At 31.8% G+C, this 17,590-nt stretch carries 14 protein-coding genes and 1 pseudogene; 4 read left to right on the top strand and 11 right to left on the bottom strand.

What is annotated here, in order from left to right; translation table 11 throughout:
• Positions 1-5 precede the first annotated feature (5 nt).
• A complete protein-coding gene (gene bcp / locus ACFS5M_RS08345) occupies positions 6-458 on the top strand; it encodes a thioredoxin-dependent thiol peroxidase (protein WP_183487805.1) in 453 nt (150 codons plus the stop codon).
• A gap of 44 nt (positions 459-502) precedes the next feature.
• Here the strand turns inward: bcp and ACFS5M_RS08340 are convergent, their stop codons facing one another.
• Entirely contained in the window at positions 503-1,954 is a 1,452-nt protein-coding gene (locus ACFS5M_RS08340; RefSeq protein ID WP_183487803.1) for a TonB-dependent receptor, read from the bottom strand.
• A 93-nt stretch (positions 1,955-2,047) separates the two neighbouring features.
• On the opposite strand from ACFS5M_RS08340, the gene ACFS5M_RS08335 reads away from it, so the two are divergent.
• Entirely contained in the window at positions 2,048-2,809 is a 762-nt protein-coding gene (locus ACFS5M_RS08335; protein WP_183487801.1) for an MBL fold metallo-hydrolase, read from the top strand.
• 9 nt (positions 2,810-2,818) lie between these two features.
• The gene (locus ACFS5M_RS08330) at positions 2,819-3,322 is read left to right on the top strand and encodes a hydrolase (RefSeq protein WP_379898527.1); all 504 of its coding nucleotides are present in this window, start codon (positions 2,819-2,821) and stop codon (positions 3,320-3,322) included.
• Here ACFS5M_RS08330 and ACFS5M_RS08325 read toward each other — a convergent pair.
• The 9 genes from ACFS5M_RS08325 to ACFS5M_RS08285 all read right to left on the bottom strand — a co-directional run bounded on the left by ACFS5M_RS08325 (position 3,315) and on the right by ACFS5M_RS08285 (position 15,127).
• Positions 3,315-5,033: a hypothetical protein gene (locus ACFS5M_RS08325; RefSeq protein ID WP_183487799.1), complete on the bottom strand. Its 1,719-nt coding sequence runs from the start codon at positions 5,031-5,033 to the stop codon at positions 3,315-3,317. The genes ACFS5M_RS08330 and ACFS5M_RS08325 overlap by 8 nt on opposite strands.
• Positions 5,034-5,035: 2 nt before the next feature.
• The gene (locus ACFS5M_RS08320) at positions 5,036-6,286 is read right to left on the bottom strand and encodes a DUF4249 domain-containing protein (RefSeq protein ID WP_183487797.1); all 1,251 of its coding nucleotides are present in this window, start codon (positions 6,284-6,286) and stop codon (positions 5,036-5,038) included.
• 3 nt (positions 6,287-6,289) lie between these two features.
• Positions 6,290-9,028, bottom strand: a complete 2,739-nt coding sequence (locus ACFS5M_RS08315) for a TonB-dependent receptor (RefSeq protein WP_183487795.1) — start codon at positions 9,026-9,028, stop codon at positions 6,290-6,292.
• Between the two features lie 23 nt (positions 9,029-9,051).
• Positions 9,052-9,768 (bottom strand): hypothetical protein, encoded by a 717-nt coding sequence (locus ACFS5M_RS08310; RefSeq protein WP_183487793.1) that lies wholly within the window; start codon positions 9,766-9,768, stop codon positions 9,052-9,054.
• Positions 9,769-9,899: 131 nt separating this feature from the next.
• Positions 9,900-10,553 (bottom strand): alpha/beta hydrolase, encoded by a 654-nt coding sequence (locus ACFS5M_RS08305; RefSeq protein WP_183487791.1) that lies wholly within the window; start codon positions 10,551-10,553, stop codon positions 9,900-9,902.
• A complete protein-coding gene (locus ACFS5M_RS08300; RefSeq protein ID WP_183487789.1) occupies positions 10,553-10,888 on the bottom strand; it encodes a hypothetical protein in 336 nt (111 codons plus the stop codon). The genes ACFS5M_RS08305 and ACFS5M_RS08300 overlap by 1 nt, the downstream gene beginning before the upstream one ends.
• A complete protein-coding gene (locus tag ACFS5M_RS08295) occupies positions 10,885-12,138 on the bottom strand; it encodes a dihydroorotase (protein WP_183487787.1) in 1,254 nt (417 codons plus the stop codon). Before ACFS5M_RS08295 ends, ACFS5M_RS08300 begins: the two co-directional genes overlap by 4 nt.
• The gene (locus ACFS5M_RS08290; RefSeq protein WP_183487785.1) at positions 12,135-14,057 is read right to left on the bottom strand and encodes a BatA domain-containing protein; all 1,923 of its coding nucleotides are present in this window, start codon (positions 14,055-14,057) and stop codon (positions 12,135-12,137) included. Before ACFS5M_RS08290 ends, ACFS5M_RS08295 begins: the two co-directional genes overlap by 4 nt.
• Before the next feature lie 62 nt (positions 14,058-14,119).
• Positions 14,120-15,127 carry a glycosyltransferase family 2 protein gene (locus ACFS5M_RS08285; protein ID WP_183487783.1) on the bottom strand — a complete coding sequence of 336 codons (1,008 nt, stop codon included), beginning with the start codon at positions 15,125-15,127 and terminating at the stop codon, positions 14,120-14,122.
• 101 nt (positions 15,128-15,228) lie between these two features.
• On the opposite strand from ACFS5M_RS08285, the gene ACFS5M_RS08280 reads away from it, so the two are divergent.
• Positions 15,229-17,124, top strand: a complete 1,896-nt coding sequence (locus ACFS5M_RS08280) for a M61 family metallopeptidase (protein ID WP_183487781.1) — start codon at positions 15,229-15,231, stop codon at positions 17,122-17,124.
• A 189-nt stretch (positions 17,125-17,313) separates the two neighbouring features.
• Here the strand turns inward: ACFS5M_RS08280 and ACFS5M_RS08275 are convergent.
• Positions 17,314-17,589 (bottom strand): annotated as a pseudogene (locus ACFS5M_RS08275) (DUF2400 family protein); the annotation flags it as partial.
• Position 17,590 lies beyond the last annotated feature (1 nt).

Here is a 17,590-nt window from a genome sequence, read left to right as displayed (position 1 = left end):
AAAATATGACGACACTTAAAGTAGGAGATAAGGCTCCAAATTTTAAAGCTTTTAATGAACAAGGTCAATCTATCTCTTTTGAAGATTATCAAGGAAAAAAATTAGTTGTTTTTTTCTATCCAAAAGCCAGCACACCAACCTGTACTGTTGAAGCTTGTAATTTAGGAGAAAACTATAAAGCCTTGCAAGATGCAGGATATTCTATTTTAGGTGTTAGTGCAGATTCACAGAAAAGGCAAAGTAATTTTAAAGCAAAATATAAGTTTCCTTATCCTTTACTCGCAGATGTTGATAAGGAAGTGATTAATGCTTTTGGAGTTTGGGGACCAAAGAAGTTTATGGGACGTACTTTTGATGGTATTCATCGTGTGACTTTTGTTATTAATGAAAACGGTATCATTGAAAGGGTGATAGACAAAGTCAAAGCTAAAATACATACTCAGCAAATATTAGAATAAAAAAAAGCGACCCATGGGTCGCTTTTTAGTTTATATCAAATCAATTATTCGTCATGAAACAATTCTTCTGTTTCACAGCTAAATAAGCTTTTTTCTTTAATAATTTTTGAAACTCCTTCAGGGAGCATGGCTTCCCAACCTGGTTCACCATCAGCAATCATTTTTAAAACCGTACGAGAGAATATATTTAATGTTTTAGAGTCATGATCAGTAATATCGACTACTTTCCCATTGTACTTAAAGAATTTATACAATTCTTTCATTCTAGGATGAACTTTTAAGTTCTCGCTTGTCGTTAAAGTCCCATCTTCATTTTGCATTGGGTATAAGTACACGCGTAAATCTTTAAAGAACAATTTTCCAAAGGCTTCTAAAATTCCACCACTTAAATGACGATAGTACTTTTCATCAAAAATATCGACAAGATTATTCACACCCATTGCTAATCCCATTCTGTTTTTAGAATATTGAGAGAAGTATTCGACGAGTTTATAATATTCTTGAAAATTAGAAATAAGAACCGTTTGCCCTAGAGAGCAGAGTAATTTTGCTCTATCCATAAAATCCTGTTCATCAATTTCCCCTTCGGCACGAAGGTTAGATAAAGTAATTTCAAAAACCACTTGAGTTTTTTCTTCATCTACTTTATTTTCTTTTAAGAACATGTCATAAGATTTATGAAACATATCCATGTTCACTTTAGTTACTGGTCTAAAGCTTCCACGAAGTGCAAGAATGTTTTTCTTATATAGTACTCGTGCAGGTAAAACGTTATTTCCATCTGGAGCAAACATGACAGCATCTGTCATACCATTTTTTACCAGCTGCAAACTCATTAATCGATTATCAACATCTTCAAAAACTGGACCTGCAAAATTAATTGTGTCAATTTCAATTTGATCCTTATCTAAATGATCATATAAATATTTTAATAATTTTTTTGGTTCATTGTATTTATAAAAAGCACCATAAATTAGGTTAGTTCCTAATATACCTAAGGTTTCTTGTTGAAGACGTGCATCATTTTCTTTAAAACGTAGATGCAGAATAATCTCATTATAATCTTGATCAGGCTCTATTTGGTATTTAATACCAACCCAGCCATGACCTTTAAATTTTTTAGCAAAATCAATAGTCGCTACAGTATTTGCGTAGGAGAAAAAGAGTTTATTAGGATGAATGTCACGTGTTAAACGTTCTTCAATAAGTTTAACTTCATGATTTAACATCTTGCGTAAACGCGCTTCTGTAACGTAACGCTTATCGTTTTCTATACCATAAATCGCATCACTAAAGGCTTTGTCATAAGCAGACATGGCTTTTGCTATAGTACCTGAGGCACCACCAGCTCTAAAAAACTGACGTACGGTTTCTTGACCTGCTCCAATTTCGGCAAAGGTTCCGTAAATGTTTTCATTTAAATTAATACGAAGTGCTTTCGTTTTTAACGAAGGAATTTCATCAAACTCTTTGTCACCTTTAATGGTTATCTCCATCTAAATTTGGTTTTATCCTAATAATAACAAAGGTATTAAATAAGTATACCAAACAAAAAAATAAACTTATTTTTGTTATAAAATCTTACAGCATTGAAAATCACTTTTCTTGGCACAGGAACTTCACAAGGCATTCCAGTAATTGGAAGCGATCATCCAGTTTGTTTAAGTAAAAACCCTAAAGATAAACGCTTACGTGTTTCGGTTTGTATTCGCTGGAATGATTATACTTATGTAATAGATTGTGGGCCAGATTTTAGACAGCAAATGCTTCAAATAAATGCGACTCAATTAGATGGTATTTTATTTACACATGAGCATGCAGATCATACCGCAGGATTAGATGATATTAGACCTTTCTTTTTTAAGCAAGGCGATATTCCAATTTATGGTCATCAAAGAGTTATTAATGCACTTCGTAGGCGTTTTGATTATATTTTTGAAACTGAAAACAAATATCCAGGAGCACCAGGTGTTAAGGCTCATACCATTATTAACGCGCCTTTTAGGCTAAATGATTTGCCTGTAGTACCTATTAATGGTTTCCATGATAAACTACAAGTTTTTGGTTTTCGATTTGATAAATTTGCGTATTTGACAGATATGAAAACTGTAGAGGATGCCGAAATTGAAAAGCTTCAAAACTTAGATGTTTTGGTAGTTAATGCGCTTAGAAAAAAAGAGCACATTTCTCATTTTAATTTAGATGAAGCATTAGCATTTATTAATAGGGTAAAGCCTAAAAGGGCTTATTTAACACATATTAGTCACTTAATGGGCTTTCATGATGATGTACAACAAATACTTCCAAAAAACGTTTTTTTAGCGTTCGACGGACTAACCATTAACCTTTAAATTATACTTATGAAGAATAAAATATTTATGTACTTGTTTATTTTTGCTGCTTTACTTATTGTTTTTCAATATGTAAACTCAAAGAACATTCACGAAGCTAATGCTGCTAAAATTGAAGATTATAAATCGAAAATTGTAAAGTATAAAGATTCTGTTAGAGATATAGGTGATAGGGCTTTTGGTTTATCTGAATTTACGCTTGGTTATTCTGAAGAGGCCTTAAATTATATAGAAAAGCGAGGTTATGAAAGTGACCAAGTTATTGCGCTTATTGAGGAAACATTATACGAGCTAAATTTAAGAGCCGAACCGCATCCTTTAATTCCTTATGCTCCTATGACTGAAAACGGGAAAATGATTGTAAACGCCGTAAGAGTCTTAAATCATAAATGGGTGATTACCAATTTTAATGATGGCGAGTATTGGGGTGAATTATTTCTAAAATATAATATTGAAGCTAACGGAGAAATCACTTTTGAATTAATCGATTCTTTTTTATATCCAACTAATTAACAGTTATAAAAGTATTCGCTTTAATGTGTTTTCCGCTTTTTGTAAAGCCTTCAATTATAATTTCATAGGTTCCTGAATTATCAGAAGTAAAAAACGAGAAGTTGTTTTTATTTGTATCTAATTCAATATTTGGTAGCCATAATAATTGATTCCTAAAATCTGGAATTCTTTTTAAAGCGGAATCATTTAGGTCGTAATTTGGACTGTAGTATATTTTTTCTTCTTCTGGTTTTTGCAATTGTGTTTCTATAATAAAATCACCTTTATTGCTTATGTAATTTAAATTGAATTCATTCTTTATAGTTTTAAAAGATATAATACCATTATAAATTTTAGATCCATAAGTATATTGACCTTCAACAAGGCTAATCGTGTCTACATCATAGGGATTATAGTTTATAGCGTCACTATGATTTGTTATTAAAACACCATCAATTAGTACTAAAGGGTGTTTTGATGCTGTCGCTTTAACATATGTGTTATTAAAATCTCTAACTTCAAAAGTTTCATTTATTATTGCAGCACCATGTATAACCTCTATAAATGTTTCTTTCATGGTTTTAAATCTTGTGAAGTCATTTAATTTATATGTCGTTGCAAGTGGATCATAAAAAGAAGTTTTATAGTTTCTTGCTATAATACTATCTGTTTTTACATTATAATATGCATTTTCAACTTGATTATTGATGCTTTGGTTTTTTACCCAATCTTTTATGTTTTCGTTTAAAAGAAGTTGATTAAACTTTAATTGTTTTGGGTGAAATGTACTTTCATAAATTTCAATAGCATAATCCTCAGCATTTAATTCCTGAACTTGTACAAAAGCACTAGGATGACTATAGTTTTCATTGATCGTAAAATGAAATTGTCCAGCATCATTTGTCGTTACATTTTTAAATATAAAATGTTGGGTTCCAGCTATGGAAAGCGATATGGATTTGTTTTTTAGCGATGCGCCATTATTAGATGTGATTTTTCCTGAAACTAGTTCTCCTCTTAATTCTGGTAAATAGTAAGTTGTTGGTGCATAATTAGTTGTTTTTGGATGCTCGACTTTCTTGTTTATAACCTTTACAGAATCTGTTTTTCGAACAGAAATAGACGCATTTTTTAAATTTGTATAGGTATTTGTAATTGTAATTTCAACCTTTTCTCTTGACCTATAATTGATTTTATTTGAGCTAATCTTTAAGTTTTCATCAGAAATAAGATCTCTGCTTAAAGCTTCTGTGTTTAATACCTCTACAATGTCTTCACTGATGTTTGATTCATGATTAGCGGATTCAGTACTGTAAGGGTTTATGATAAATATATCGACTTCAGAGAATGGATTTTCAACATTGTTTCTGGTCCAATTGGTATAAGAAATAAGCTTATAATGTCCTGTTTTAATTGTTGGAGGAATAAAAAAATCGCCATAACTCACACTGTTTTTAACCAATAATTTATGATTAAAAATCACAGTATTGTCACTAGCCAATAAGGTGACATAATTGATGGTACTAATATTGCTTAGCGTATGATTTTTAGGAATGATATGATACGACTTGTAATTTAAAAATTCTCCAGCCAATACAACATTAGTATTGACTTGCAAATGAACAGTTTCTTGAGGAATCTGTGTTTTTAGCAAGTTGTATTCCTGAATACTTATTTGCGAAAATAAAGCATTGAAACTAAGCGTTAATAGTAATGTTATCGTTTTATTCATAGTTAATCTTCCCAAAATTCTGGGCGTATATTTGAGGCCACTGATGTACAGTCACCACACTCAGGATTAGCAATAAACCAAATGTCGTTTAATAAAGTACTTTGCTCTTGAGTAATATTATAATTGAAATTTTCATCAGCAAATGTGGTTACTAGTCTATAAATTTCTTGTCTTTCATTTAAATCCATATCAGACACAAAATTATCTGTAGCATCTAATTCTAAGACCTCACAGTCATAAATATAATCTGGCTTTTCTAATCCGAAGTCTTCGTAATTAAAGTAGATCCTTTTAGAAGTTACAGATTCTACCGAAAAAAAACCAATAACTTTAGAGCTAGGATTAGTATTAGATTTAATGTTTCCAGTAACATAACCAGGTTGACTTTGAGATAAAATACTTCCAATATCACCTAATTCATTTACAATATTATAAAACGTATAGGTTTCAATAGATTGAGAAAATTGTTTTACTAGTATGCTGTAGCGATCTCTAATAACACCATTGTTTTTGTTGATAAAAAGTAGAGGGAATCTCGATACAGTATTTAAGTCGAGGTCATTTGTCGACGTTTGTATAATCCCAATAGAACTATTTGAGTTATAGCAAATTCTTTCCTCTTGAGTTCTTTCTTGAAATTCGACATCAAAAAATACTAAGGTATTTGGAGGTATAATTTCTTCAGTATAATTACTAAAAAAGGCTTCTTTAAAATAATAATGAGGTGCAACTACTTTATAGGTCTCTTCATACTCATATCTAAAATATTGAGCTTCGTTATCTTGATTATCACTATCAATAAAAATTTCAATACCTTCTTCTCCGTCATCATTTGTTATAAGTTCAGGGTATACATTAGTGATTTCGGATTCTGGTGTAAGTATGCTTGGTGTAGATTCGTATTCATTACCATCTTGAGTGTTTATAAATAGAGTGTACTCTAAATCAGGAACCGCTTGAAATGCTATATCAGAAACGTATTCACCATCAGCATTCTGCGAAAAATCAAATCGATTACTATTGTTATCTTCGACCCAAACAGTGGCATTGTTTTCGGTTATAGACTCATTTTCTTCTAGAATATAAGTTCTAGAAAGTTTAACGACTTGCTGTTTTAATTCATTCGTTATTGTGCTTTCTACAACCAAGATATCTTCAAAAGTTATCGATTCTACTTCATAAGGCTCTCGACAACAAAGGGCTAGAGTGAAAATGAGAAGAAGGTTTATTTTATATATGATTTTCTTTTTCATAATTTAAAACTTAAAGTTATAAGTTATAGTAGGAATTGGTACAGCAAAAATAGATGTTTTATAGGCTTGAATTTTTCCGTTTTCATTCACAAAAAACACAGAATAAGGATTATTTCTCCCTAAGACGTTATATACCGAAATATTCCAAAAACTATGTGCCAATTTTTTGATTTTATGATTGCCTTCTATATTTAATCCTATATCTAGTCTATAATAATCTGGTATTCTGAATTTATTCCGATCACTATATACAACTTGTTCTTCACCAGCAAAGGTGTATTTGGCTATAGGAAAGGTTACAGGTCTTCCCGTTTGATAGGTGAAGTTTGTAGAAATACTGTAGCGATGTGTTAATTTGTAATTAGCAATAAGTGAAAAATCATGAGGTTTATCAAAATTTGCTGAAAAGTACTTACCATCATTTACGCGTTCTTCATCTATAGGACTATCTAATTTCACTAAAGACCTAGAATAACTGTAGGCTAGCCAGCCATTTAGTTTTCCTTTTTCCTTTTTGATTAAAAGCTCAATACCATAAGCTTTTCCTTCACCTTGAAGCAGTTCTTGTTCAATGTTTTCATTTAGATTTAAGTTAGCTCCAATCTTATAATCTAAGAGGTCCTTCATTTTTTTGTAATAACCCTCTAAGCTGAGTTCTATATCACTATCGTCTAGATTTTTATACAAGCCTAGAGCAAATTGCGTAGCACGTTGCGGACTAGTATTTAAATCGGAAAGTTTCCATGTATCAGTTGGAGCTTCAGTTGTATTATTTGATAATAAATGAATGTATTGAATTGATTTGTTGAAGCTTCCTTTTAGAGAGAAACTAGGCGATAAGAAGTACCTTAAAGAAACCCTATATTCTGGTCCACCATAGGTTTTTATAAATTCATTTTTACCATAATTTCTAATTTCTGATACAGTCGATTCATTTCTTGGACCATCATTTGCATAAACGTTTTGAGTTGAGGCACCTAATGCAGCATAGAAGGAATACCGTATGCCTAAATCAATTAAGAGTTTATCATTGACTTCAAACTTGTCTGCTATGTATATCGCTGATTCTAAAGCTTTTTCTTTGTCGATGGTTAAAGGTTCAACATCAGAATGATCGCCATTTGGTTTTATTTCTCCAGGATTGATGTTGTAGAGTTTTGTGCTTAAACCATAATCAAACTTATGTTTTTTACTGTGTAAGTATTTCATGTTTAACTTTAACTGCGTTTCGTTAACCTTATAACCAAAATCAAAGTTTAAATTGGCATCACCTTCAAAACCAATGTCAAATTTATATTGACTATTCACTAAGATGACTTCGCTTTTATGCTTATTGTTAAACGAATGATCCCATTTTAGAGAAGTTGCAAGGTTGTTATATTTAAATAAAGAATCGGAAGTAATACTAAACTTATCTTTACTATAATAGACAGACGCTTGAATGTCATTATTTTCATTAATGTTATGCTTGTATTTTGCAATAATATCATAAAAAGAAGCTTCACTATTTTTTAAATCTTCTTCATCGATTGCTCTTAAAATCCAATTGGAATAGGTTGAACGAAAACCTGTGATTAAAGAGGATTTCTCTTTCACGATAGGAACTTCTAGGGCTAAGTTAGCCGTTACAGGACCAATAGAACCTTCACCAGAAAATTTTTCTACATTTCCTGTTTTGGTTTTGATGTCAAAAACAGAAGACAGCCTTCCACCAAATTCCGCAGGAATACTCCCTTTATAGATATTTACACTTCCAGTTGTAAACGGATTTAAAGCAGTGAAAAAACCTAAAAAGTGAGAAGGACTGTATATTACAGCATCATCAAGTAAAATTAAATTTTGATCTGTACGTCCACCTCTAACATTAAATCCTGAGGATCCTTCTCCTGCTGTTTTAATTCCAGGCAATGAAGTAGCTACTCTTAAAACATCTCGCTCACCTAAGACTACAGGAATGGTTTTTAAACCAACCACATCAATAGTGGTTACACCAACAACAGCTTCTTTAATGTTAGCATCTTTTTTGGCATCAATAACAACTTCATCTAAGGTTTCAGCAACTTCAGGAATACTTAAATTTAAGCTTCCATTATTGTAAACCATAACATCATTTAAAGTTTCTTCAAACCCAAAAAGTTGAGTTTCAATGGTGTTGAATCCAGCAGGGACTTCTATACTATAAAATCCTTTGCTGTTTGTCGTAACACGTATGTCTTTATCAGCAATACTGATAATTAAATTCTGTATTGGATCATTAGTATTTTCATTTCTTGCATAACCAGAAAGAGTGAAAAAGGGTTTGTTTATGTTATCCGTTTGCTTTCCAATAATGCTTATATCCTTTTTAGCATCTTCGTTTTTATTATAAAATAGGATCGTATTATTCGTATTTATATTAACGCTGTCTTGTTTAAATATGCCACTAGCCAACTTTTCATTAATAACTGTATTATTGGTTAGAATTATTCTGTTGTCTTGGATATAATAATTGAGTGTTGTTTCTTTTAATAAGTCATTTAGAATGGTGTTTATATTGACATCTTGATAATCTTTATTTAAAGCGATATCAGAAAACCAATTTTCTTGAAAATAGAATGTATATGAAGTTTTGCTCTCTAATTTTTCAATAACTTCTTTTAATGTATTGTTTTCTAATTGCAAAGTAATTGAACTATTGGATTGCCCAAATACAGCCTGTACAAGCAAAAACAAAAAACATACTATAAAACACTTTTTTATCATATCTCTAAGTTTAGAATATCTTATTAAAGCTGATTATTTAATTCATTACTTATTAACTTATAAAACTGAGCAGGATTGTTTTTTAAGAGTCTTGGGTTCATTTTATAATAATCATTAATGTAAGCTTCTTTTTCAGGAAAAATATCTCGAAAACTCTTTTTAGATTTTATCACATAAAAAACGCCTTTGTATTCAAACAAGTAAGTGGTGTATTTCTTAAAAATATAAATGGTTTTGTTTGCCTTTATTTTTTGCTTTTCAATTTTAGAATGCTTGCTGTAGAGTTTAAGATGGTTTCCTTCATAGATTAATTCTAAGAAACCATTTAATCCTAAGTCTTCTAAGTCTGAATGATTGAAAAAGTTTATAAACTCATGTGAGTCAATGGTAAATCGGCTAATATTTTTTGAAGTTAATTTAATATCTAAAAAATTAACCTTTGAGTTTGGCTTTAAAATCAACTGGTCTTCAACTAAATCATATTTTAAAGACAAATTATAAAAAGGCTGTTCTTTTATTACAGCTGAGCCTTTAAAATTATTAAAGCTTTTAAAAAATCGATACTGATCTTTATTCGATTTTAAATAGTCTATAAATACCTTACCATTAAGTAAATCTATGCTTTCAATACCAACTACAGAATCGTAAACTTTATAATACCTTTCTTTAGAGGCTTCATTTTGAGAAAAGAGCGTTCCTATACAGGCAAAATATATAAGTGCTATATAAGTGATTTTCATTTATTATGGATTGATGATAATTACCAAATAAAGGTATATATAAATCCAGTTCCACTATAATATTTGTGAGAATTTAAATGTTAAAGTTTTGTGTTAAAGTGCTAAATTGTTGTGAATCAGAAGTGTAAAAATTAGATTAAATCGATTAACCAATTTTTAAACGCGTAGAAATTTTGAGGAGCAACACCATGGCCTACTGGAAACTCACTATATTGATGTTTGATGTTTAAGGCGGATAAGAATTTTGGTGCTTGTCTTGCCCAATCCACAGGAATGACTTGATCTACACTGCCATGAGAACAATAAAAATTTAAATGCGAATAATCTTTGTTTTGTATATCCTTGGGTAAGATATCCACATTTATATAACCACTTAAAGCTATTATATTATGTACTTTTTCTGGATATGTAAGTGCTACTGCGTAGCTTAAAATAGTGCCTTGACTAAATCCTAAAAGTGTGATGTTATTTTTATTAACTGGATAAGCAGCAATGGCTTCACTAATAAATGTAGCAACGAGATCTCGAGATGCTTTAACTTCATCATCATCACTCCATTTTCCATTAGAATCAAAATTTATGGCGTACCAAGCATTACCATAAGGTTGCATGGCATGAGGTGCTCTAACTGAAATGATAAATAATTCTTCAGGTAATTCACTAGCAAAAGAAAAGAGGTCATTTTCATCACTACCATAACCATGAAACATTATAAGTAATGGTGCATTTTCTTTTAAGGTTGACTCACGAATGATATGATAAAGGGAAAGATTTTGTGTCGTCATTATTTACCAATGTTTGCAAATATTTTTTGAAAAAAAGCACCAAATAAGGGCACTTCTTGTGTTTTTCCAGAAATAGCAGAAGCTATTCCATAAATAAATAAAATACCAAAAAACACCCAAAAACTAGTGCTAATTAGCCAGCTGTCAAAGGAAGCTGTAACAAACCCAAAAATCATATAAGCCAGACATAAGCCAAATCCTTGACGAATATGAAAGGCAGCAAATTCATTTTTTTTATCATTGTTTAAGAAGAAAGCTATGATTGCACCTATTATAGTAATATAACCAATAATAGCTAGAGTTTTACCTTCTTGTATTGTGTTTTCTGTCATCATTTAATAATCAATTTATTATTCGCAATAATACCGTAGACTTGACCTTTTAATTCAGAATTTAAAAAGATACTATTCTTAGATTTAGAATTTAGATGCGATGTGGTAAAGGTGTATTTTTCATTAGGATTAAATAATGTCGCATTAGCTTTATTTCCAACAGAAATACTTGAGTTTTCAATACCAAAACGCTCTTTTCCACGTGTTAGAATACTAATGGATTGCTTTAAGGAAAAGAGGGTATTTAAAGCGCTAAACGCACTTTCTAAACCAACAGTGCCATAACTTGCATAATCAAATTCAATGTTTTTTAGCTCAATATTTAACGGATTGTGATCACTTGTAACCATATCTATAGTACCATCTTTTACACCTTCAATTAATGCATCAACATCTTTTTTAACTCTTAAAGGAGGAAGGACTTTAAAATTAGTATCGAAATGAGTTAATACATCATCTGTAAAAAACAAATTATGAATTGCAACGCTACAAGTTACATTTAGGCTTTTTTTCTTGGCTTCACGAATAAGCCCAACCGCTTCTGCAGTAGATATTGTAGGAATATGTAATTTACCATTGGTGTATTCAAGTAAAAACAAATCGCGAGAGACTTGTAGTGCTTCAGCCAAGTTTGGATTTCCTTTTAACCCTAATGTGGTACTAGTTTTGTGCTCATTAACAACACCTTGCCTGCTAATAGAGTTATCTTGAGGATAGGAACAAATTAAACCATCAAAATTATTTGCATATTGTAACGCTATTTTTAAAACATTAGCATTGGCAATTGGCTTTTTATAATCATAAAAGGCATGTGCTCCAGCATTTGTCATATCAAACATTTCTGAGATGTGCTCTCCTTTACTTGCCTTAGTTAATGCACCAATAGGTAATAATTGAACCGCATGATTTTGAGCTTTTGTATTTACAAAGCTAATGTCTGAACTTGTATCTAGAGTTGGTTGTGTATTTGCATTCATGGCCACAGCTGTAAATCCCGAAACCGCAGCAGTTTGTAATCCGTTTTTAATAGTATCACGTTCTTCAAACCCTGGCTCTCCAAAACAAACACTACTATCAAACCAACCTTGAGAAACATGTAGGTTGTCTCGTTTTATTTCTTTGTAATTGTCTGTGTTTTTAATATTTTTTGCAATTTTAACAATCACACCTTTTTCAATCAAAATATCTTGAACAGTATTATGAAACTCACTTTTGGAGTCTATAATGGTTGCAGATTTTAAGAGTACGTTCATTTAAAATATTTTAAGATGAGCATTTCAATAACCAAAAACACTAATGCAAAAATAACAAACCATTTCCATAGCGCGTTAATTTTTGAGTCACTTTTTATAGTGTCAAAAAGTTGAGATATAGAATCGTTCTTATTTATAGAAGTTAATGGACTTAAATCTTGATAAACGAGTTTACTTTCCGCTCTAGGGTAATTATAACTAACGTTTTCTAGAGTTTCTGTTTTGTTTTTAATCGTATAAATTCCAGCTTCATTTGGGACTTCATCAGTAGTAATTGCAACTTTATTATTAAAATATTGTTGCTGCGGAATCATATTTATGTTTTCTTTATTTAAGGATAAGATTTCGTCTTGTTGTAATGTAACACTCACATCGTAATGGTTTTCTTGACCAATTGAGTAGTATAAGTTTGGAATTCGTAAACTACGCTTTGCAATATTATAAAAAGTGGGAACAATTAAAGGCGAGTTTTTAAAGTTTGAATTTTTGGTGTTTAATGCTGAAGTAAACACGAAGAGGTTCTTGTTATTCGCTAAAAACGGTTTTCCGTCTTCAAATTGTAAAACTTTGGAAGTGCTTTCTGAAGCAAATGTATAATAGCTATTCACTTTTGGATACTGAAAATTATCAACGCGTTTATCAAAAACATTGGCGTATAAAGGATGCGAGTAATTTATAGTTGTTATTTTTTTCTCTGAAGCATTTAAACGATTATAAACAAATCCAGATGACTGCAATAAGGTATTATAGGACGCTATTGAATTATCCTCCGAAGGAATAACAATCACATAACCACCATTGCTAGTAAAGGCGTTTAAAGCAGTAGTTAACGCATTTGGAATCGTATTTAATTCGTTTAGAATGATAAGGTTTTGATGGTCTATTTCGCTGTAATTAAGTTGATTATCTGTAGTAGAGCTATAGTTAAACTCATCTGCTTTGTAAATACGCTTTAAAAAAGTATCGTCTGAAGCATTAATAGATAATACGTTTATCTTTTCTGAATTATTAATATTAAAGTACAAGCTATTGTCAAACTGAAGCTGTGTGTCATCAATACTAATTTCGCCATTAATCGTGTCATCTAAAGGCATTGTAAAACTTGTTGAAGCTTCATTTTCAATTGCTACAGCAGTTTTTGCCATGAGATGACCATTACTAAATAACGACACAGGAATATTGTCTTTTGGACTTCCTGAATTACTTAACATAACAGTCAAATCAATATGAGTGGCTGTCGTTTTTGAGATATAAACACTATCAATTGCAATATTATTCGTGTTTACAGGTTTTAAAGCGACTGTATGTAAACGAATAACAGAATCTAAACTAGGGTTGAAAGGGGTTTCTTTTTGCTGAAAATCCGAAATAAACACCAAGTTTTTAACTGACTTATTTTCTTTGCTAAATAGCGTTTTACTTTTTAAAAGAACGGCATTATAGTTCAATTGATTTGAAGCATAATCTAGTTGTAATAAGTCATTTTTAATGGCTTTAATGCTTGTATTTTTAAACGTTTGTTGGTTCGTGAGTATAGATACGGTTTCATCTTCTGGGACTTCAGTAATGATATCTTGAATTGCACGCTTAAGTAACTCACCTTGAGAGCCTTTGGCTTGTAAGCTAAAGGAATTGTCTAAGTAGATAACTGTTTCTGAAGTGGTGTTTAAACGATTAGTTTTTGAAGTGTATGGTTGTGCAAAAGCTAGAATTAATGCAGCGAATAGTAATAGCCTAGCTAATAAAGTCAACCACTTTTTTATAACTGAACTTTTTCGCGTTTGTAAAGTGACTTCTTTTAAAAAGGCCACATTAGTAAAGTTTTCTTTTTGAAACTTACGGAGTTGAAATAAATGAACAATTATAGGAATGAGCAGTGCAAATAAAGCGTAAAGAAGTTCTGGATGTTTAAACTGCATATTGTTTTAGATTGGTCAAAGATAGAAAATGATTGTGAATTTTAAAGCATTTTGTTTTTTGTTTAACAAAAGAAAAAATAATCCGTCATGGACTGCATTTTATGGTTCTTAAAATAAAGTCTTATGTCGTTTTGAGCATCTTCATTAGCAACAGTAACAATACATTGCGGATTTTCTATCTGTTTTAAATAGTCAAAATTTAAAAGCTCTTGTTCATAAATATGTTTGCCAATTTTCTTTTGATTATCGCAAATCCAATAAAATGAAATCCCTTTATCTATCAAAGATTTAGCAATTGATTTTCCTTTTGTTCCTGCACCCCAAATCGTAAGCGGTTGTAATGGATTATGATCTAATTCTAGGAAGTAATGAAGCTTAATATCTAGAAAGTAATTTTGAGCATAATGTTCGTGAGTGCGCGATGTTCTTGTGCTGTAATCTCGCCATTTATGCAAGACTTTGTTACAGGGAATACAGGTGAAATTATGTTTATAAAAGCGAAACGTTAAATCATAATCTTCAGGATAACGATTCGGATTAAAAGCATCACAAGCCTCAAAATCTTCTCGATGAATCATCCAGCATGGTGAAGGAATCACACACTCTTTATATATTTCAGAAAAGTTACTACCTGTTTTAGTTAAATCATTTAACCAAGTTTCATAACGCGCATAACCATTACTTATGCCTTCGTCACTAAAATAGCGTACACATCCAATAGCAACATGCTTTTTTCCATATTGCAACAAACTAGAAACAAGACGGTTTAGTTTGTCTTTAGTCATGATGTCATCACTATCCATTCTAGTAATAAAGTCACCTTGACTATGCTTGTAAGCTAATTGTAAAGCATCTATAATACCTTGTCCAGTATTTTTTAAAAGCTTTATTCTAGGGTCTTTTTGTGCATATTTTGAAACTAGATCATAACTATAATCTGTAGAGCCATCATCAACAATAATCAATTCCCAATGGGTATAACTTTGATTCATGATCGACGTTATACATTCACTCAAAAAGGCTTCTGTATTTTTAAAAGGTGTTAGTATACTTATAAGTGGCTTTTGCATATGACGAATATAGCGATTCTTCATTTTAACAAAAACTTAAGGAATTAAATTGTAACGCATTGTATTTTTGTGCGTCAATTTATCGAACTAAAACCTAATACATGAAAAGAATATTTGCCATTTTTGGCTTAAGCACGTTGTTAGTTGCTTGTGGATCTTCAACTAAAACAACAACTTCTAATGACTTAGCAACGAGTACTGCTATTGAAACGACCTTAGATTTAACTAAAGTCGTTGATGATAAAGTTCCAGTGACTATTAATCCTGGACGTTTTACTACAGAAACCGTAACGTATAGACTCCCTAGAGTGGTTCAAGGGACTTATTCTGTAAGTGATTTTGGAAAGTATGTAGACGATTTTAAAGCCTATGATTATAAAGGTGTTGAGTTGGCTACCACGAAAGTAGATGATAACTCTTGGAGTATTACAAATGCTACAAATTTAGATAAAATTACCTATTACGTTAACGATACCTTTGATACAGAATCATCTGGTGGTATAGGAGGAGAGAACCCTTTTTCTCCTGCTGGAACAAATATTGAAACAACAAACTATGTCTTAAATTTACATGGTTTTATTGGTTATTTCGATTCACTTAAGAATGCACAATATAAACTGGATGTCACTGCGCCTTCAGATTTTAAGCGTACATCTGCAATTCAGGAAGTTGGCACAAAAACAAGTGCTGATGGAACATCTACAACAACTAGTTATTTTGCACCTCGCTATTTTGATATTACTGATAACCCAATGTTTTATGGTAATCTTGATGTTGAAGAATTTCAAGTGGGTGACATTAAAATTGTTTTAAGTGTGTATTCTCCTAACAACGTGCACTCTGCAGCGACTTTAAAGGAGACAATGTATAACATGATGCAAGCACAAAAAAAATATTTAGGCGATGTGAATAGTACACCACGTTACGATATTTACTTATACTTAAGCGAAATGAAACCAGATTCTCCTAAAGGATTTGGAGCCTTAGAGCACCACACATCTACAGTTGTTGTGATGCCAGAAACATCTCCAGCTGCAGGCTTAGCAAAAAGTATGGTCGATGTGGTTGCTCATGAGTTTTTTCATATTGTAACTCCTTTAAGTGTGCATAGTGAAGATGTTCATTATTTCGATTATAACCAACCAACATTCTCTAAGCACTTATGGATGTATGAAGGTGTTACCGAATATTTCGCTCAACACTTTCAAGTGTATGAAGGTTTAGTTTCTGAAGATGATTTTTACAGCACCATGATGAGCAAAATTAAAACAGCGGCTAACATGAACGACACCATGAGTTTTACCGAAATGAGTGAAAATGTATTAGATCAGCCTTATGCTCCTCAATATTATAATGTGTATATGAAAGGTGCTTTAATCGGGATGTGTATTGATATTTTAATGCGCGAAGAAAGTAATGGCAACAGAAGCATGCTGTCTTTAATGAAAGAATTATCAGCTAAATACGGAAAGAATAAACCTTTTAACGACGATACAATTATTGAAGAAATTACAGCAATGACATACCCTTCTGTTGGTGAATTCTTAAAGACTCATGTAGAAGGTACAACTCCAATCGATTATAACGCCTTTTTTGCAAAAGCTGGTTTAGCGCTTTCTGAAGGTCGTGTTAAAACTAACTATATTCAAAATGATGGCGCATTTATTTTTGCACCAAACAACGCAACTAAAACTATCGCATTTTCTCCTGCTGTTGCTAATAATAGCTTCTGGAATGATAATGGCGTAAAAGCTGGCGATATTGTAAAATCTGTCGATGGTGTTGCCTTAACCATGGCTTCTGCTCAAGAAGTTATTGGTGGTATGTTTGCATGGCAACCTGGTCAAGAAATTAATGTGGTTTTAGAACGTGATGGACAAGAAGTTGTTGTTAATACAACGCTAACCCAATCTTATACTACTGGAAGTGGTTTAAAGCCAATTCCTGATGCTACTGAGGCTCAGATAGCTTTACGTAAGGCATGGTTAAAGGGCTAGTCGCTTTTTACACATCAATTATAAATGACGACTGATATTTTTTTATCAGTCGTTTTTTATTTGGGCGTTACCCAGACTTTGAGCACGCTAAAGTCTGCGTCGCGCTTTCAGCAGTCGCTTTTTTTGACCTGTCATTCCGCTCTTCGATGCGGAAGCCACAAAAAAGAGCTTCAACATAGGCTTCAATCGCTAACGCAAGGAAAAGCCTTCAAAGACACCTAAACCAAACAAAGCAAAATCATACTTCACAGGATCCTTTTTATCTAGTTTTCTCAAAGCAGTATCTAATTCTAATAAGGCTTTTCCATCGTTTTGTTTGCGATGTAGCAAGCCTAACTTTCGAGCAACATTACCAGAATGTACGTCTAGCGGACAAGACAGTTGGCTAGGAGAGAGGGTTTTCCAAAGACCAAAATCAACACCAGCACAATCGTTTCTTACCATCCATCGCAAATACATATAGATA

The sequence above is a fragment of the Lacinutrix iliipiscaria genome, from assembly GCF_042686125.1.
GTDB classification, from domain to species: domain Bacteria; phylum Bacteroidota; class Bacteroidia; order Flavobacteriales; family Flavobacteriaceae; genus Oceanihabitans; species Oceanihabitans iliipiscarium.
This window is presented reverse-complemented; position numbering and strand designations above follow the sequence as displayed.